At 59.4% G+C, this 18,602-nt stretch carries 16 protein-coding genes and 2 pseudogenes; 7 read left to right on the forward strand and 11 right to left on the reverse strand.

The genetic code is table 11. The features are described from left to right. Nucleotides 1-350: 350 nt before the first annotated feature. From B5V02_RS00545 to B5V02_RS42575, 4 genes and pseudogenes are all read right to left on the reverse strand, one after another. Nucleotides 351-881 carry a cytochrome b gene (locus B5V02_RS00545; protein ID WP_111542340.1) on the reverse strand — a complete coding sequence of 177 codons (531 nt, stop codon included), beginning with the start codon at nucleotides 879-881 and terminating at the stop codon, nucleotides 351-353. A gap of 489 nt (nucleotides 882-1,370) precedes the next feature. Then, nucleotides 1,371-1,658 (reverse strand): hypothetical protein, encoded by a 288-nt coding sequence (locus B5V02_RS00550; protein ID WP_111542341.1) that lies wholly within the window; start codon nucleotides 1,656-1,658, stop codon nucleotides 1,371-1,373. Nucleotides 1,659-2,631: 973 nt separating this feature from the next. Next, nucleotides 2,632-3,582 (reverse strand): 2-hydroxyacid dehydrogenase, encoded by a 951-nt coding sequence (locus B5V02_RS00560; RefSeq protein ID WP_111542343.1) that lies wholly within the window; start codon nucleotides 3,580-3,582, stop codon nucleotides 2,632-2,634. A 263-nt stretch (nucleotides 3,583-3,845) separates the two neighbouring features. Then, a pseudogene (locus B5V02_RS42575) lies at nucleotides 3,846-3,917 on the reverse strand (multicopper oxidase domain-containing protein); the annotation flags it as partial. A 687-nt stretch (nucleotides 3,918-4,604) separates the two neighbouring features. Between B5V02_RS42575 and B5V02_RS00570 the strand changes: the two are divergent. From B5V02_RS00570 to B5V02_RS00600, 7 genes and pseudogenes are all read left to right on the forward strand, one after another. After that, nucleotides 4,605-4,967, forward strand: a complete 363-nt coding sequence (locus tag B5V02_RS00570) for a response regulator (RefSeq protein WP_111542344.1) — start codon at nucleotides 4,605-4,607, stop codon at nucleotides 4,965-4,967. A 23-nt stretch (nucleotides 4,968-4,990) separates the two neighbouring features. Then, a complete protein-coding gene (locus tag B5V02_RS00575; protein ID WP_208647016.1) occupies nucleotides 4,991-7,846 on the forward strand; it encodes a PAS domain-containing hybrid sensor histidine kinase/response regulator in 2,856 nt (951 codons plus the stop codon). Nucleotides 7,847-8,890: 1,044 nt separating this feature from the next. Then, nucleotides 8,891-9,772: pseudogene (locus B5V02_RS41310) on the forward strand (metal ABC transporter solute-binding protein, Zn/Mn family). Continuing rightward, nucleotides 9,769-10,563, forward strand: a complete 795-nt coding sequence (locus B5V02_RS00590; RefSeq protein ID WP_111542346.1) for a metal ABC transporter ATP-binding protein — start codon at nucleotides 9,769-9,771, stop codon at nucleotides 10,561-10,563. Before B5V02_RS41310 ends, B5V02_RS00590 begins: the two are co-directional and overlap by 4 nt. A gap of 26 nt (nucleotides 10,564-10,589) precedes the next feature. After that, the gene (locus B5V02_RS00595; protein ID WP_208647018.1) at nucleotides 10,590-10,958 is read left to right on the forward strand and encodes a metal ABC transporter permease; all 369 of its coding nucleotides are present in this window, start codon (nucleotides 10,590-10,592) and stop codon (nucleotides 10,956-10,958) included. Then, on the forward strand, nucleotides 10,958-11,113 hold the full coding sequence (locus B5V02_RS41015) for a hypothetical protein (protein ID WP_208647019.1): 156 nt from the start codon (nucleotides 10,958-10,960) through the stop codon (nucleotides 11,111-11,113). Before B5V02_RS00595 ends, B5V02_RS41015 begins: the two co-directional genes overlap by 1 nt. Nucleotides 11,114-11,185: 72 nt before the next feature. Continuing rightward, nucleotides 11,186-11,572 (forward strand): Fur family transcriptional regulator, encoded by a 387-nt coding sequence (locus B5V02_RS00600; RefSeq protein WP_245445565.1) that lies wholly within the window; start codon nucleotides 11,186-11,188, stop codon nucleotides 11,570-11,572. A gap of 116 nt (nucleotides 11,573-11,688) precedes the next feature. Here the strand turns inward: B5V02_RS00600 and B5V02_RS00605 are convergent, their stop codons facing one another. The 7 genes from B5V02_RS00605 to B5V02_RS00640 form a co-directional block, all read right to left on the reverse strand. Beyond that, a complete protein-coding gene (locus B5V02_RS00605; RefSeq protein WP_111542348.1) occupies nucleotides 11,689-12,354 on the reverse strand; it encodes a hypothetical protein in 666 nt (221 codons plus the stop codon). A gap of 118 nt (nucleotides 12,355-12,472) precedes the next feature. Then, nucleotides 12,473-13,015, reverse strand: coding sequence for a HupE/UreJ family protein (locus B5V02_RS00610; protein WP_111542355.1), 543 nt, complete (start codon nucleotides 13,013-13,015; stop codon nucleotides 12,473-12,475). Nucleotides 13,016-13,442: 427 nt separating this feature from the next. Further along, a complete protein-coding gene (locus B5V02_RS00620; RefSeq protein WP_111542356.1) occupies nucleotides 13,443-14,168 on the reverse strand; it encodes an IS6 family transposase in 726 nt (241 codons plus the stop codon). Nucleotides 14,169-14,568: 400 nt separating this feature from the next. Next, nucleotides 14,569-15,453 carry an NAD(P)-dependent oxidoreductase gene (locus B5V02_RS00625; RefSeq protein ID WP_111542350.1) on the reverse strand — a complete coding sequence of 295 codons (885 nt, stop codon included), beginning with the start codon at nucleotides 15,451-15,453 and terminating at the stop codon, nucleotides 14,569-14,571. Nucleotides 15,454-15,706: 253 nt separating this feature from the next. Continuing rightward, nucleotides 15,707-16,612 carry an NAD-dependent epimerase/dehydratase family protein gene (locus B5V02_RS00630; protein ID WP_111542351.1) on the reverse strand — a complete coding sequence of 302 codons (906 nt, stop codon included), beginning with the start codon at nucleotides 16,610-16,612 and terminating at the stop codon, nucleotides 15,707-15,709. A gap of 48 nt (nucleotides 16,613-16,660) precedes the next feature. Next, a complete protein-coding gene (locus tag B5V02_RS00635; protein WP_111542352.1) occupies nucleotides 16,661-17,692 on the reverse strand; it encodes an aldo/keto reductase in 1,032 nt (343 codons plus the stop codon). A gap of 294 nt (nucleotides 17,693-17,986) precedes the next feature. Beyond that, nucleotides 17,987-18,602: aldo/keto reductase (locus B5V02_RS00640; protein WP_208647020.1), on the reverse strand; the 616-nt coding region annotated here is incomplete at its 5' end.

The following is an 18,602-nucleotide window of genomic DNA, read 5'->3' on the forward strand; positions in this document are numbered from 1 at the left end:
CGTCGCGACAGCCCCTCCCGCTCAACCGACGCAACAACCCGTTCGCGAAGATCCATCGAATAAGGCTTGCCCATCCTTACCAACCTCCTTGCCTAGCAAGAAGGTTGAATCAGATTTGCCACCCTAGGGGAATCCCTTCGATTCAGCCTCAATTCATCCCGCTCTAGGGCGCAAAAAAGCCCGCCACCTCGGGTCAGGTGACGGACTCTTGGAGGATCCAGCGAGGACGTTTGCTGGCCTGAAAATGATCCGACTGCTCTGTAGCAACATCGTGTCGGGCTCAACTCGATCAGGTATCAGCCAACATAAAGAGCCCACGACCTTCCTTTCGGCTGACGGGCCAGCTTGCCCTATGGAAGCATCCTCGTCAGAACGGCATCGCGACGGATGAAGTGATGATACAGCGCGGCCAGTGCATGCAAGCCGGCCGCGATCAATATCCCGTTGGCGCACAACGAATGAAGTTCGCGGATGGTGCGCGCTGTGGGTCGATCCGGTGCAAACGGAGCCGGAACTGTGAAGAGCCCGAAGAAGGTCAGCGCGTCCCCTCTGAACCAAGTCAGTAGAATGCCTAGAATAGGTATCGCTATCAACAGAGCATAAAGAACCAAGTGGCCGATCTTGGCTGCCGTCCGCTCGGGCGCTGACATTTCGTCAGGAAGGCCTGGAACTCCCCTCAGGCCGCGCAGGACGACCCTCCAAAGCACCAGTCCCGCCAATAAAAGGCCGAAGGAAATATGCAACCGCCAAATGACATTCACCGTCGGGTCGCCACGGGGCAATAGGTCTTCCCCGTAGGTCAGCGCGGAGAGCAAAACGACGAGGAGAAACAAAGTCCAATGCAAGAATTTCTGGATCGAGGTGTATGCGAAAGGGACCATTCGACGAGGGTTCCTAATTAAGGCAGTCCACTCCCTCTTCGATGGCCTTGGAGGCAGATTTGCGGCTGCCAAATTACAAACTCGTAAGATAAGCCCGCGTCGCATGCGCCGGCCAAGGTTCGGCAACTAGACAGGCCGCCATCTGCCATCCTCTCTGATCGATGCGAAGATGGCGCCGACCGCTATCGGCTCGCCTCCGTGTGCGACGCAAAGAAGCAGCGGATAGTCAAATTCGGGGAGGACGTGCAGATGTGATACTGGCCGTCTTCACTCTCTATGACGCGGTTCTTGGGGATGAAATATTGGGTCTTGGACCCCGTGTGGATAATGAAATCTCCGCCCGGCCGCGGCTCGACATAGCGCGGGCTGATGACCTACAATCCTTCTTGTCGTCGCAGCATTCATAGCCGGTGACCGGATCATGGTAGCCGGGATACCAGTTATGAGCGACGACAAGCGCGATCAAAAAGAGCCTCATGTCAGCCTAACTTAACATGGCGGCTGGGTGGCAGGCCAACGAAAGGTATCGGCACCCAGTCGGCCGGCAATGACCAACCAATCTCGCACTATCGTTTGCAACACTTCAGGCCGCGTCAGCTTCAACTGCGCTGCCAACAAGTCGATAGCCTCGTCAACCTCGGCCTCCAAGGCAAGGCCCGAGGTGTTCCTCAGCCGCAGGGCTGCGTTCATCAACAAGACTTGCAGGTCCGCGCGCGAGACCTCCGAAATATGCGCGGCAGCAACCTCGAGTCTCTCGGCGAACGCTCGGTGGGTCATGGGTCCCAACCCTGTGTGGAGCTATTGTGTTCGACCTCTCCGCGAAAACAGCTCGGCAGTGATTTCGTCTCTGTCCCCACTATGCCTAGCGATCAAAGCCAGCGCTTCCTGGCGGCCAATGTTGCCGAGCTTCATGAGGTACGGAACCTCAAACGTTCTCTTGTTGAGGCGCCATTCCGGCACGTATCGTGTTGCTGCTTTTCGCGCTGTTGTTCCATCTTGACGCATCATTTGACTCCTCTCCTGATATGATGATGCAGTCGCAAATTCCGTGCCTCTTGCTCCCGCGCTCGACGGTCCGTCCTCTCACACGGCCTCGGATGAACCAAACAGGGCCGATCAGACCTTTGCCTCAGCATCTAAGACCTTGGCCCTAGCAGCTTTTAGGTAAGGAGCGTCGCCAGCGCGCGACTCTGCCGGCTAATGCTTTGCACACCACTCCTGCCAGGCGCACTCTGCGGCTTGCCTATGACCCGCTGGCATAGGTTCCCAATCGGCCGGCGGGAGGCGCATACACCACTTCGGCTCGCGAAATCCCCAAGGGCGAGACCGACCAGTTCGGAGCCGTCGAACCAGGCGCTCGTGTTCAGGTTCGGGAAGTGCAAGACCATGGCTTGCCACCAGACGCCCGCGATCTCGTATTCACCGACGCCCTCCGCCCATCGCGTCCAGCCGCGGCCGGGGCGCTCGGTAAGCTCGCTGTCGCGGAAGCCCGGATGTTGAAAGGAAGCCATTGCGCCCTTAACTATGCGCCCTTAACTAAAAGCGTATCCGGCAGCCCCAAGATTCGCGATAAGGGGTCCGGAGCCGGGTTCGGAGCACGAAGACCGTCGTCGCCCGCCGTTCCAACTCGTCGAACAGAAGGCTCAATTGGGAGTCACCTAGCCATGCACTAGCAGGGTGACGCACGCGCTGATGTCCGCGCTGATGAAAGATCGGAACCTGCTAAAGTCGGTAAAGACACCAGTTCGATTCAATAACCCCGTTCGAGGTCGATCTTGTTGGACAGAGGCTCTCCTCTTGCGACTTGACCGCAGAGATCGGCGGTCTGGTCGATTCCAGAATCCACCCAGAAGCTCGCGACATGAGGTGTGATGGTCACCCTGGGATGAGTCCACAACGGCGATGAAGCCTCCAGCGGTTCACGCTCAAACACGTCAAGACAAGCACCAGAAAGCTGACCTTCGTCGAGAGCGCGGATCAGGTCGGCTTCGTTGACATGCGCGCCCCTGCCGACATTCACAAGGTAGGCACCTCGCTTCATTTTTCCGATGGCACTGGAGTTCAGTATCCCACGAGTGTCGCCAGTCAGGGGAAGTGAACAGATAATGTAGTCCCGACTTGTGAGTGCGTCCGCAAGCTGGTCATGGCCAAAGTAACTATGTATACCAGGAAGCGTCTTTTGATGACGAGACCAGACTGCCGTGTCGTAGCCCAAGTCCGCAAACAGCTTTGCGGCCCAGCCACCGATCCGGCCCGCACCCAGCACAACAATTCTTGTCTCGGAGATCTTCCGCGGCGCGATCGGATCCCAAAACTTGCGGGCTTGCAGACTCATGTAATCCGCAACATTCCGTTGCTGGCAGAGAACGCGAAGGACTATGTACTGCACCACTTCCGAAGCCTGCTCACGCGTTGCGAGCCTGATGAGCGGAACACTCTTGGGAAAGCTCTGAAGATCAATACCCTCGACACCGGCCCCCAAATAGACGACGGCGCTTAGCCCCGTCATGGCGTCAAAAAAGCCAGGACTGGCGCCCTTGTCGATCAGCACAATATCTATGTCACTTTTGTTCCCGGCGTCTGGCCAAAGCCTGAACTCCAGCTGCGGCACACGGGTTTTCAGCTCAGCAGCCCATACATGTGCATCAATGTAGTCAGGATACTCATTGACCATCAGAACGGTAATGGGCTCGCCTAACACTTCGCCCTCCCAGATTCAGGTAATTTGGCATCCACCGGATGACCGGTCTGAGAGTGAGGTTCGCGCAAACTGGCACCTGTTGCAAGACCAGACCCCGACAAAGGCCGCTAGCCACCCCCGACCAAACGCTAGCCGAGCTTCGCAATTCTGGTGCTCTCACTCGGGAGGAATTTGAGTCAGAAAAAGCGCATTCTTTCCAGTTAGATGGACGCATCGGAGGGGCCGGTCCCGATTTGCGGCACGGGAGGATAGGCTTCGACACATTAACTGACCCGAAACCACGTATCCATTCCAGAAACCGAATGCTCCAGCACGTGGCAATGGATCATCCATTTACCCGGTTTGGCTCCTACTTAGGCTTGAGTAAGGATCCCGTGGACTTCCTCTCCGATCGAAATGGACCGCGAGTGCTTGGTCGACTGCGCACAATACGGCGTAACGCTCGATCTGATCGTCGGACAGCTCGCAATCGGGGACTTTGTCTCGCACGGACTGCACTGCTGAAAAGGTTGAAATGATGCGTCCTGGAGCACAGCAACCGACGTACCCCTGCACGGCGTCTATGACGTCGTCAGAAATAAGAAAGTTAAAGTGCCGCGAGTTAGGTGTGGTGGAAGCTACGGTCCGGTTTAGCATTTCGCCTTCAGCAAGCCCCATTCAAGGGTAGCAGGTGGACGGATGTATCGGCAAGGACCGATCGATAACATGGGGTCGTTGTTCACCGAATTCTAATATACTCGCGTAGGCGCCTTCCGATCCTTGGCTAGGCCATTCGCGCCCCACCCGCATCCCTCACATTCGCACCTCGCTGCGGTTGATACCTCCATGGCATCAAACACTCTTCGTGCCGGCGGCATGATCCCGCGCTTCTTGCACCGAAGCTTGGCGACAGCCTTCGCTCACGAACAATAATACGACACCTCATGGAACCTTCCCCCGAGACACTAGTTTCGTGTTAACTGCGAGCTCCGCAGCCAGGGGACTTCTGATAACATGCCGATTTTGCTGCTCATGGCCCGTTGATGGCCGTTATCCTCATCGTCGAAGACGAGATATTCATTCGCCAAACCGCTGAGTGGACAATTGGCGACCTGGGTCACACCGTCCTCCTGGCTGGCGATCTTGCCGCCGCACTCTTGCACCTGTCGACGCCTCCACAAATTGACGCGCTCTTTGTCGATATCCGCCTCAGTGCATTCGCCTTCGGCGGATACGACGTGGCGAACCAGGCCATCAAGCTTCAGCCGGGATTGCGTGTACTATACACGTCCGGCAGCCCTCTCACCGCCGATATGACAGAGATGTTCGTCAGCGGGGGTCAATTCCTTCAGAAGCCCTATTCTCCCACTCAACTTGAATATTCCGTCAAAGAACTTCTGCACTAACATGGTTTCGTGGCCTTCAACATTTGAACGAGTTGCAGCCGAAAATTCTTGTGAGGAAACCTGACCTCGAATTTACCCACGGAGAAGACATCGAGAACCGACTTGCCCTGTCCCCTGACAACGCAGCACATCATCAGACGGATGAGTCCATCGTTAAAGCGGGCGCCCTGCAGAGCGCGATCTTTAACAGTGCGAACTTTTCAAGCATCGCAACCGACGCCAAAGGTGTGATTCAGATCTTCAACGTCGGCGCCGAGCGGATGCTTGGCTACACGGCTGCCGAAGTGATGAACACGATCACCCCGGCCGACATCTCCGATCCGCAGGAGTTGATTGCGCGTGCTCAAGCCTTGAGCGCGGAGCTTTCGACTTCGATTACGCCAGGCTTCGAGGCCCTGGTGTTCAAGGCCTCGCGCGGAATCGAGGACATCTATGAGCTGACCTATATTCGCAAAGACGGAAGCCGGTTTCCGGCAGTGGTGTCAGTCACAGCCCTGCGCGACGCGCAGGACGGCATCATCGGATACCTCTTGATCGGTACCGACAATACCGCGCGCAAGGAGGCTGAAGAGGCGCTCCTCCAGGCAGGCGCGTTGCAGAGCGCGATCTTCAACAGCGCCAACTTCTCCAGCATCGCCACCGACGCCAAAGGTGTGATTCAGATCTTCAATGTAGGCGCCGAGCGGATGCTTGGTTACACGGCGGCCGAGATGATGAACACGATCACGCCGGCCGACATCTCCGATCCGCAGGAGCTGATCTTGCGCGCTCGTGCCTTGAGCATCGAACTCGCGACCACGATCGAGCCGGGGTTTGAGGCCCTGGTGTTCAAGGCCTCGCGCGGAATAGAAGACATCTACGAACTGACCTACATCCGCAAGGATGGAACGCGCTTCCCTGCGGTGGTGTCAGTCACGGCGCTACGCGACGCACAGGACGGGATCATCGGATACCTCCTGATCGGCACCGACAATACCGCGCGCAAACTGGTCGAAGAAGAGCAGAAGAAGTCCGACCAGCGTTTGCGCGATCAGCAATTCTACACCCGCTCGCTGATCGAATCGAACATCGACGCCCTGATGACGATCGACCCAGCCGGCATCATTACCGACGTCAACAAGCAGACGGAGGCGCTCACTGGCTGCACCCGTGACGAATTGATCGGGGCGCCTTTCAAGGACTGCTTCACTGATCCGGAGCGGGCGGAAGCGGGCATCAAACGTGTGCTCAGTGAAAAGTCGGTGACCGACTACGAGCTTACGGCTCGCGCCCGAGATGGCAAACAGACCGTCGTGTCCTATAACGCCACGACTTTTTATGATCGGGGCCGCACGTTGCAGGGCGTCTTCGCCGCGGCGCGCGACGTCACGGAGCGAAAGCGCGTGGAAGTGGAACTGCAGCAAGCCAAGGCGGCAGCTGAAAGCGCGAGCAGAACCAAATCAGATTTTCTTGCCAGCATGAGCCATGAGATCCGCACGCCCATGAATGCAATCATGGGCATCGCCGACCTCCTCGCAAAGACCCCGCTTTCACCCGAACAAGACAAGTACGTGCAGATCTTCCGCCGTTCCGGCGACAACTTGCTGAACCTCATCAACGACATCCTGGACCTCTCGAAGGTCGAAGCCTCTCAGCTCGATCTGGAACGAACAGGCTTTTCGTTGAGCGACCACCTGGAAAAGGTGATCGAGATGGTGGCGCCTCGTGCCCATGAGAAAGGACTAGTGCTGGCGTGCGAAATTGAAACCAGTGTCAGCAATGACCTGGTCGGCGATCCGACGCGGCTGCGGCAAGTGCTACTCAACCTGCTTGGCAATGCGATCAAGTTCACCCAATCAGGGCGCGTATTTTTAAAGGTTGAGCCGGATGGAGATCGCTCGGTTCCAACCGCCCTGCGGTTCACCGTTTCGGATACCGGTATAGGCATTGCTGCAGAGAAATTGGGGCAGGTGTTTGAACGGTTCACGCAGGCCGACTCATCGACCACCCGCAGGTTCGGTGGATCGGGGCTGGGTCTCACGATTTCGAAACGCCTGGTTGAGTTGATGGGTGGACGCATCTGGGTGGAAAGCGAAGTTGGGAAAGGAAGCGTGTTTGGCTTTGCTCTCCCATTCGAGGTCTGGGCTGAGGCCAACCGGCCGGCGGCCACGCCCGCCGGCATGGGGTCAGAGGCACCGCTGCCCGCGCTGCGGATCCTTCTCGCCGAGGACTCACCCGACAATTGCACGATTGCTCTCGCCTATCTCGAGGATACTCCCTACCGGATCGACGTGGCCGAGACGGGAGTAGTAGCCTGCCAGATGTTCACTGCGGGCCACTACGATCTTGTCCTGATGGACCGACAGATGCCGGCCATGGACGGTTTGACCGCAACGCGAACCATTCGAGCGTGGGAGAAGGCGAATGATCGGGCGCCAACACCGATCATCGCCCTGACGGCCTCTGCTCTGAAAGGGGATCGGGAGACATGTCTCGCGGCGGGGTGCACGGCCTATCTAAGCAAACCCATCAAACAGCACGTGCTGCTGCAAGCGATAAAGGACTATTCCGTGATGGCAGTGCCGTCGGTACGAAAGGATGGCGAGCCGCTGCGCACGACCTCAAGGGCGGACCAAAGATTGATGGAACGCACACCCGCCTATCTCAGGAATTGTCGGGAGGGCGTCATTGCGATGGTTGAAGCTCTGGATCGGTTTGACTTCGAGGCGGTCTTGATCCTGGGGCACAATATGAGGGGATCCGGTGGCGCGTTCGGATTCCAAGCCATTACTGACATTGGTGCAGGCCTTGAACAAGCGGCGGAAACCGCCGACGCCGAAGCGTCGCGGAAATGGGTAAGCGAACTGTCCAGCTATCTCGATCGTGTCGAGGTCATTTGATAGGCCAGTTGGAAAGATCAGCGAAGTCTGCGATTGGCGCCAAGGCGTGAGCGCGATGACCCCTCCTCCGAATCCGACGAGTTTCCCCAAGCGGCGGACCGTCACGGGCGACCCGCAGCCGGCGTCATCTCAGGCAATCGCGCAAATGCGGGCGCCGGCTTCCTTCTTCCACATTGACACCCTGCCGCATACGACCGACGTCGTCATATTTTGTTGTGCATATCGAAGACGTTGAGCGCAGCCGCGCTTGGTGGTGGGCCTTACCAGACGTTAGATTGGAGTCGCGGCGGACCTAAGAGGGACCGTCCAGGCCGGCGCCTTCAAGCACCTCCCCAGAGTGGTGCCGGCCTTCAGTTAGCTCAGAAGGAACGCTTCCGCGGCCGAAACGATCAACACCGCCTGCAGGTGCGCGAAACACGCTCACCAGTGATGGATGGAACAGATTTGTAAATTAAATCAGGTAGTTATGACAGTTCGTGTGCAAAAACTGCACACGAAAGTTCCCCTCCTATTCCTTTTCCGTTCATGCGATGGGCTGGCCGTTTGGCCGCGCGGAGCGCATCTTTTCGACCGTGCTCTTGCCAGTGCGGCTACGATCTACGCCAGCGTATCCGCATTCACGGGGAGCGACATGCTTCGAGGTGAAAGTGAGCCGCTCTCAGGATCTGACGGCGGGTATCTGACGGCGGGTCTCAACGACATCGAGCGAACATCTCATCCCGTTGAGGAAATCGCCTTGGAAGCCATGCTGCAAATCTAGTGTCGCTAACACGCCACTGAGTTCGAACGATATCACGACTCGGTAAACCGGCGGACTTGGAGGCAAGCGCCTCGCTCCCATTATCGTCACCGATCTTCTGGCGGGATTGCTGCTCATACTCGCCTTCACGGTTTTGTGCTCGCGAAAAAGGACGCTGCTCAAAAGACCATGCATCGGCGCCACATTTCGAACACAAACGTTATATTGTTACTGTTATACAGTTACACGGCACCGACAAAGCCTCGCGGCGGGCCTTCCCCCAAACAATCCAAAGGAGACCAAGGATGCGTTCCGTTCCCTTTCTGGCCGCGCTGCTGGTTGCGGCACCACTGCTGACCGGCACTACGGCCCGGGCCGAAGACAAGCTGAACATCGTGGCAGCCGAGAATTTCTATGGCGACCTCGCTCGCCAGATCGGCGGCAGCCATGTTGCGGTCACCAGCATCCTTGCCAACCCCGACGACGATCCGCATCTCTTCGAAACCAGTCCTTCAACGGCTCGCACAATCGCCGATGCAAAGATCATCATCTACAACGGCGCCGACTACGATCCGTGGATGGACAAGCTGCTGTCGGCGTCGTCCAAGCCGGACCGCACGACCATCATCGCTGCCGACCTGATCGGCAAGTAGTCGGGCGACAATCCGCATCTCTGGTACAATCCGGCGACGCTGCCGGCGATTGCCAAGGCGCTCACCGCCGATCTTTCGAAGCGTGATCCTGCCAATGCCGTGCACTACGAGGCCAATCTGAAGACATTCCAGTCTTCGCTGGACGTCATCGACAAGGAGATCGCCGACGTCAAGAAAACCTATGCCGGCACCGAGGTGACCGCCACCGAACCGGTGTTCGGCTATATGGCGGAAGCGCTTGGCCTCAAGATGCTGAACTACGACTTCCAGGTGGCGCTGATGAACGACGCGGAGCCGAGCCCCACTCAGGTCGTGGCATTCGAGAACAGCCTGAAGGATGGTTCGGCCAAGATCCTGTTCTACAATTCGCAAGTGACCGACGAGGCGACGACCCGGCTGCTCGACCTCGCTAAGCAGAACAAAGTCACCGTCATCGGCGTCACCGAGACGGAGCCGGCCGGGCAGACGATCCAGTCCTGGTTCGGCGGACAGCTCGACGCGGTCCAGAAGGCACTTGCAGCCCGCACGCAATGAGCGCCGTCGCATTCGAGCGGGTCACGCTGACCTACGGGGGACGCCGGGTTCTTTCCGACGTCTCCTTTTCGATTCCGCAGGGCGCGTTTGTCGGCCTTCTCGGCGCCAACGGCGCCGGTAAGACGACGATGCTGCGCGCCATTCTCGGCCTGATCCGGCGGACCGGCGGCGCCATTTCGGTGCTCGGCAAACCGCCGACGCGCGGCAATCCGTCGATCGGCTACATGCCGCAAGCGCGCCGCGCCCTGACCCATGCCGGCATCAGCGGCCTCGACTTCGTGCTTACCGCCGCCGGTGGACATCGCTGGGGCTGGCCGGTCGCTTCCGCCGCCGAGAAGGAGGCCGCCTGGAAGGCGCTCGAAGAGGTCGGCGCGACCGACCTCGCCCGCCGGCCACTGGCCGAACTTTCCGGCGGCGAGCGCCAGCGCATCCTGATCGCACAGTCGCTCATCGGCGATCCACAACTGCTTCTTCTCGACGAGCCGCTTATCAGCCTTGACGCCGCACATCAGCGCTCGATCATCGATCTGGTCCACGAGGTCGGAGAGCGGCTCGGCATCGCGGTGCTGTTCTGCTCGCACCAGATCAACCCGCTGCTGCGCGCTGTCGATTCCGTGCTCTATCTCGGCAACGGCAAGGCCGCGATCGGCAGCGTCGACGAGGTCATCAACGGGCCGGTGCTGTCGAAACTCTACGGCACGCATATCAATGTGGTGCGGGTCGCCGGGCGCATCTTCGTCATGGCTGACGATGTGGAACTGGAAAGCGGGGCGCATGTCCACGATCTTTGACTATGAATTCATGCGCAACGCCTTCTATGCTTGTACGGTGGTCGGCATCGTCGCCGGCACGGTCGGCTATTTCCTCGTGCTCAGGGGCCGGCCTTGGCCTTCTGTTCCTGCATTTCTACACCGCCTTCGCCTCGCAGGCGACGAACGTCCTGTTCGGCAATGTGCTCGGCATCAGCATCCGCACCGTCGTCGTGCTTGCCGTGCTGGCCGTGGTCATCCTTGTCGCCCTGGTGCTGATCGCGCGGCCGCTGCTCTTCGCCAGCCTGCAGCCGGAACTCGCCGAGGCAAGAGGCGTGCCGCTCAACCTGGTCTCGACCCTGTTCATGATCCTCGTCGCCGTCGCCACCGCGGAGGCGGTGCAGATCGTCGGCGTGCTTCTTTCGTCTTCGCGCTGATGGTCGCCCCGGCTGCGACTTCGCTGCGGCTGACGCGCGGCGTGCTCGCCGGCATCGTAGTCTCGATCGCGCTTGCCGTCGCCATCGCCTGGATCAGCCTGTCGCTCGAGGTCAGGGACGATCATTGGCTATCGCACGCTGGACCATGCCGCTGATGAGATAGGCGGCGGCACCCAGCGCCGTGATCCAGAAGCTCGTCGGCCAGTCGGTCAGGAAAGCAGAAGCTGGTGCTGGAGGCCATTTCCCATGCCGGCAAGCCGGTCAGCGCCTATGACATCCTCGATGAAATCAGGCCGTATGGCATCCGCTCGCCAGTACAGGTCTATCGGGCGATCAAGAAACTCATTGAGGACGGCACCGTTCACAAGGTCGAAAGCTTGAATGCATTCGTCCTTTGCGTCGGTCCGCACGCACATCGTCGGGGAAGTGCGATCCTGGCGATCTGCGAACAATGCGGCCGAGTGACCGAGTTTTGCGACGACAGTGTCGATCGCCGGCTCGCCGAATGGGCACGGAGCGAGGGTTTTCAAATCGGGTCGGTGAGCATCGAGGTCAACGGCCGCTGTGCCGACTGCTCTGTCGGCATTGCGTTTGTCGATGCAAGAATAAGATAGATCGCTACCATTTCCGTTCAGGTCGTTGCGCTTTCGTCGTGGCGAAAATCGCTCTGCGCAAAGTTATCGTTGGAGGCCGCCGCGTGAAAATCCTAGCAGCTTTGCCAGCAGCTTGTTCACGGGAGCAAGGTCCGAGCGCCGGACTTTGAACGGTCGCGCGGTCGATCGAACTCCGGCAATGGTGTTTCGAAAGGACGCGCATTCGTGAGGCCGTCGTCCAATGGTGCCTGCGAGGGCGGCGGCGCGAGCATCGGAGGCTTGGTGGCGATCGCCGTTCCTCCAAGAAGAAGGCCGATCGCAATCAGCCAGCTGCCAAGGATCCGCGCAGCGATCGGAAACCATTCCAGCCAGAAGGCATGCCCACTGAGCCCGATGATTGCCATGATCCACAGCGCGATAAGGACGGCGATGAGCGGGATTGCCGGATCGGGCAAGGTAGGGTCGGTGAGCATTGTGGCGACACCAAGCATTGCACCGATCAACATGGCGGCGAAGGGAAGAACCCATGGTCTGGCGCGAGCTGGGATGATGAGCAGCAGACCAGCCGCAACCGCCGAGAACGGCCCAGTCAGGAAAAGGTGTGTCGTCGCCCCGGGGACGCCTGCCATGAGCGCGAGATACTGATCCTGAAAGAGCATCCCGAGTGCTGCGCCCAGAAGAAACGTCATCGATGCGACAACGGCATGGCGAGCGCGCACCAGAGCGATCGCGACACCCAGTCCGGCAAGCGGAATGACCCGTTCCAAGGAAAGGCCGCTGTTGAGAATCCACCATGACGTCATCGTCCGCTCCGACGACGTCGCCAATGCGAGAGCACCGATCGCAGCGGCCCCGGCGACTGCCAACACGGGGCCGGACCACCGCAGCAGGTGCCCGGCGGCGGGTCGTTGCGAGCCTATCTCAGGCGACAAGGAAATAGATGCCTCCGACCGCGATCAGCCCGCCCAGCGCTTGCGACAGCCGCCCGCCAAACGGCTTGCCGAGAACAAGCCCGACGCCGATGCCCAGAAGATGGATCATGCCGGTTGCGATCACAAAGCCGATGGCAAAGTCGGCGGGGTCGGCCGCGTTGGGCAATTCTGCGCCATGAGCATATCCATGGCAAATCGCAAACACCGCGATCAGCAGCAATGCGATCCATTCCGCCGGCCGCCAGGCGCATGCGACGGCAAGCCCCAACGCGATGATCGAAAGCGCGATTCCGATTTCCACGCCGGGCAGCGGCAGTCCCGCAATGCCGGCGACGCCGCCAAGCACCATGATCAGCGGGAATGCAACCGGCAGCGTCCAGATCGATCGTCCGCCGATCTGGGCGCCCCACAGTCCAACGGTGAACATCGCCAGAAAGTGATCGGGACCTGTCAGCGGATGTTCGAAACCGCTGCCAAATCCGCCTGTTCCCGATTGAATGATATGGGCTTGCACCGCTGTCGGCACAGCCATCAGCGCCAGGCTCACCGTCAAGAAACAAACGAAGAAAATCACCCCGACCGGACTGCCTTCACGCCGCCTCGGGGGTAGCCTCGTTACCTCTAGACTATGCACCGATCAAACCACGCATTTGACACGACAGAACCGTTTCGCACTGCGCCCTACGGATAAAGTGTGCGACGCCTATTTGCAATTCAGCCTGCCAACGGCCTCATGCCCTGCAAGGTCCTAAGTTGCTGGCCAAAGTGGCGTAGTTTCCTCAACATGACGGCCACGAGTACTGACGGTCGCTCCGGCCGGGTCTTTTCTGCTAGCCTCCCCTGATGTTCCAAACTCTTGTCGAGTTTCAACGCACGATCTATCTGGCGCTGGCCGAACAGATCAAACGGTACCGTCGCCTTAACTCGGCATGAAGCGGGCGGAGGCTCGATGGCCGTTTTCACGCGGGCGTCGGCATGGCAATCCGGGTCCACGTTTCCATGGAGGCCGTTCGAAGCTCGCGATGTTGGGCAGCGGTGATATAGTTGTGCGGATGGTGGAACAGATTGGCGATCGGGCCGTGGATGGAAACGAAGCGTTGGCACTGCCGGCTCGACTTGAAGCGCTTCATCGTCTGTTCCCGCCTTCGAACGGCAAGATGAGAATTCTCCGCCCTGTTGTTCAAGCCCTTGTGGGATCGATGTTCCACGCCGGGCATGAGTTCGTTCCTTGCCGCGCCATATGAACGGAGTTTGTCTGTAATCATGACGCGCGGAGCGATACCCTGCTTCTTCAGCAGCTTTCGCATCAGCCGAAGCGCGGCTTTCTTGTTTCTTCGGCTTTGCACAAGAGCGTCGAGAACATAGCCGTTTGCATCGACCGCTCGCCATAGCCAGTGTTTCTTTCCCTTGATGGAGACGACCATTTCATCGAAGTGCCATTTGTCGGCGAAGGCGCCTTTGGACATCCGTCGGATTCGGCGTGCATATTCACCTCCGAACTTGCCTGCCCACTCCGCGACGGTCTGGAAAGAAACCCCAATGCCGCGGACGGCGAGCATCTCCTCGACATGGCGCAGGCTGAGCGGAAAGCGGAAGTAGAGCCACACCGCATGGCTGATGATTTCAGCCGGAAAGCGATGGCGCTGGTAAAGGTGACTGGTGGGGTCGGCAGGAAGTTCGGTCATGGCGCGACCTACGACGCCACGCTTCACATCTCGTTAAGGCGACGGTGCCAGTGAAAAGCCTGGGCGAGGCTGCCGTAGCGAATTCTTGTACCAGATAACGACATGAAAGGGCTCCGAAACGGTATCGGAGGCTATTTTCTCCGAAGCCGGCTTTAATATGTCTGCCTAGCAATTGTTCACAACGACGTTCACGATGCGGCTGAGCCGACAAGGAAGAGCGTGCTCAGCGATCGTCGATTGGCCACGTCGAGAGCGTTCGGCGGCGCGCAGGGCAGTATCCAAGAAAGTTGTGGCCGTCCAAGAGCGCCCCCGGGATGCGATCCTTTGGAATGAAATGGCGGTATCCTTGGAGAGTGGGCCACCTCCTGGTCTGCTTTTGCTGGTGCGGGATCGCAGGCCCTTAGTTTGCTGCCTCCCCAGCATCTCTTGCTGCAAGCGAACCGAGCGCCGACCAGTCGAGATTGTCGCCGCCATGGGCGAGCAGGCTCAGGAAACGGTCACGCAGAAGGCTGGCGATGGGAAGCGGTACGCGCAGCTCTTCAGCCGCGGCGAGCACCAGCCGGATGTCCTTCTGGCCGAGTGGTGCCGCGAACCCTGCCGGCTCGAATTTTCGATCGACGATCAGCCCGCCATAGGTCTTATAGACAGGAGCGCCAAACAACGTCGAGGTGAGCATATCGAGATACTGGTGTCGATCGACGCCGCCCTTACTCACAAGCGCAATCGCCTCGCCGAGGGATTCGATAACCGAAGCGATCAGGAAATTGCCGCTGAGTTTCACGAGATTGGCGGCCTTGGGCGTCTCGGAGACAACGAAAGTCTTCTGCCCAACGGCGTCGAAGAACGGAGTTGCGGTCGTGACCGCCTCCGACTCGCCGGCGGCAACGACAAAGAGCTTTCCATCCGCCGCAGCCTCAGGCCGACCGAACACGGGAGCAGCGACGAAGCGTTGGCCGGCTGCGGCGTGATCAGCTGTGAGCCGCTCCGCGAAGGCAACACTAATCGTACTGGAGGAGACATGGATCGCGCCTTTGGCCAGGCTCGCTAGCACGCGTTGGTCGCCATACACCAAGCTTTCGACCGCGTGGTCGTCTGCCAGCATCGTCACGACGATCTCGCCATCGCAGGCTTCCGCAACCTCAGCGGCAGACCGGGCGCCCATCTGGACGAGTTCCTCGTCCTTGCCGGGCGTCCGGTTGTAGACCGTAACGTCATGCCCGGCCTTCAAAAGGTTGGCTGCCATTCCAGCACCCATGCGCCCGAGTCCAATGAAACCAACATTCATAAGGGTCTCCTTTGTCGGTGACCCCGCCCAGATCCAGTTCGCTCCGTCTTGGAAAAGCGCTCTGAAGCGGCTGCGGGGTGGGGATCGATGCTGCCTCGGACTCTGGCCCGATCGCAGGGATCATCCAGCATGCGCTGACGATCCTACTCCATTTCTTCGTCGCGACGGCTGTGCTTTGAGTTCTCGGGTGCCGTTTTGCCCCCAGGACGAGCGGAGCGAACGGCCGGTACTCCCACAGGGCGCCAGCGCCACGTCAGACATATTTCCGCCAGTCATGCTCCTCGCGGAATCCGAGTACCTCGCGCGCCTTGCGGTTGGACAGCGGCGCTTCGAATTCGCCCATCGGGCGGGTGACCGGTACGTCAGGGCACCAGCGCCTCAAGAAGGCCTCGGTCGGCTCATTGGCGGTGATCGTGTCGTTAACGGCGTTGAAGACCTGGAAACCGAGCCCGTCCTTGTGCAGACAGCGATGGACGATCTGCGCAAGGTCGCGTGCGTCGATATAGCTCCAGGCATTGCGCTTGCGCGACAACGGTTCGGCGACGAAACTCGGGAACCGATCGTATTCATGCGGCTCGATCACGTTGCCGATGCGAAGCGCATAGATGTCTGTACCGAAGCGCATGGCGAAGGCGCGCGCCGTTTTCTCGTTCACCACCTTGGACAGGCCGTAGCTGTCCATCGGGTCGACATCGTAATCCTCCTCCAAGGGAAACTGGTGGAAGTCCTTGTCGCCTTCTGCGAAGCAGACGCCATAGGTCGTCTCACTGGACGCGATGACGATCTTGCGGATGCCGAGCTTTGTCGCCGCCTCGATGACATTGTAGGTCGAAGCGACATTGGCCTGGAAGGTGACGTTGTCGGGGCGCAGCAACAAGGCGGGGATGGCGGCAAAATGCACGATAGCATCCACCGGCGCAGGCCCCTTGCCGGTGGTGAGCCCGCTGCTGTCGAAATGCATCGACAGCGCGTTGAAGGCCTGCCCGCTGTCGGTGAGGTCGGTGATCAACGTCCTGACACCGGGATGGGCGAACGGTACCAGATCGAGGTTGAGCACCTCGTGGCCGCGCTCCAGCAAGTAGGGAATAGCGTGCCGGCCGGCCTTGCCGGTGCCGCCGGTAAAGATGATGCGCTTGCCTGGGGTATCGGATTCGGACATGCTGAGATTCCTTCGATGTTTATCGATGCGGTTCGCGTGCCGCCAAAGTCAGCGGCCACCCTCGATCTTGCGGTGGCGCTGGCTTATGCCGCCCGCTCCATAGGGATATTCCGACATTTCCGGTTTGCTCGCCGCGTTGAGTTCGGCAACGTTTTCGTCCGTTAGCGTCAGCTTGGCCGCACCAAGATTGTCGGCCAGTTGCTCTCGTGTCCGGGCCCCGAGAATAACCGACGTGACCGCAGGCTGTGCGGCGACCCATGCCAGCGCGACCTGCGCCATGCTCGCCCCAAGCGCTTTTGCGGTATCTTCCACCGCCTCAATCACGTTCCAGGTGATCGGCTTGGCGTTGCGGGCAGCGAACGCTTCCATGCCGCGGTTGGGATTTTCGCCAAGGCGCGTGGCGCCCGTCGGCATCTGGTCGCGCTTGTATTTGCCGGAGAGCCATCCGCCGCCCAGCGGCGACCACGGCAGCAGGCCGATACCGGCGTCGAGCGAGGCCGGCACAAGCTCATGTTCGATGTCGCGGACCAGCAGGCTGTACTGTGGTTGCAGCGTCACCGGTGGTGTGTAGCCATTGGCTTTGGCCATCCACGCCGCCTTGGTCAGATGCCAGCCCAGGAAGTTCGAGAACCCGTAATAGGCGATCTTTCCGTTACGGATCGAGTCGTCGAGAAAGCGCAGCGTCTCCTCCAGCGGCGTCAGCGCGTCCCAGGCGTGCATCTGGTAAACATCAACCTGCTCGACGCCCAGGCGCTTGAGCGAGGCATCGAGCGCTGCCCCAAGATGCTTGCGCGACAGGCCGAGATCGTTCGGTCCTGCGCCCATGGGGAAACGACCCTTGGTGGCGATCACCAGATCCTTGGCGTTTCCTGGCTTGCTCTTGAGCCAACGGCCGATGATTTCCTCTGACACGCCGGCACTGTAGACGTCGGCCGTATCGATGAAATTGCCGCCGGCCTCGACATAATCATCCATAAGCGCGAACGATGTAGCTTCGTCGGACTCGTGTCCAAAAGTCATGGTTCCAAGGCAATAGGCCGAGACGACGGCGCCACTATTGCCGAGCTTGCGATACTCCATATTCTTGCTCCTTCAGGGATCTCAATTGGGCCTATCGCGCTGCGGGCCCGATGCCATCGTCTCTTGGCCATTGGCGGCTGCCGATGCATCGCGCAAGCGCAGCGTCAATTGATGCGCCGGTGATGCGAACTGCCTTGCCGTAGAGATCCGGTGTTGCCAATGTTGTCTGTGCATGTCGTCATCCTCGGATGCGCTATGAAGGCGTGTGTTTTGTTTGCTTTCGCCCTTCCGACATTGCCGTTCGTCAACGACCGTGCGGCTCGGCACCGAGAACATTGCACACCATCCGACCGTTCAGGCTGCCTTTGATTGAGTTCGCCAGAGGTCGACCCCGCCCTCGGTTGCGTACCCGTCGATTTTGCGGAGTTCTTCGGCATTGAATTCGAGATTCTCCAAAGCGCCGAGGGAATCATCGAGTTGAGCCACGTTGCGCGCGCCTACCAGCGCGCTCGTTATGCGCGGATCTCGCAAGGTCCACGCGATCGCCATCTGGGCAAGTGTCTGCCCGCGGTCGACTGCGATCGCGTTCAGTTCGCGGACACGCTCTATGTTTGCATCACTCAGCAACTTTGTGTCGAACGAGCCGCCACGCGCTGCACGGGCGCCGTCTGGGACGCCATTCAGATACTTTGATGTCAACAACCCCTGAGCCAAAGGCGAAAATGCGATACAGCCGGCACCGAACTCTTCCAGCGTATCGAGCAATCCATCCTCAATCCAGCGGTTCAGCATGGAGTAGGAGGGTTGGTGGATAAGCAGGGGAATTCCTTCCGCGCGCAGGATGCGCTCGGCTTCCCGAGTCCGATCTGGCCCATACGATGAAATGCCGACGTAGAGCGCCTTGCCTTGCCGCACCATCTGCACGAGCGCGGCGATGGTTTCTTCGAGCGGAACATCTAATGTCGGGCGG

The sequence above is a fragment of the Mesorhizobium kowhaii genome, from assembly GCF_003253745.1.
In the GTDB taxonomy this organism is placed as follows: domain Bacteria; phylum Pseudomonadota; class Alphaproteobacteria; order Rhizobiales; family Rhizobiaceae; genus Mesorhizobium; species Mesorhizobium kowhaii.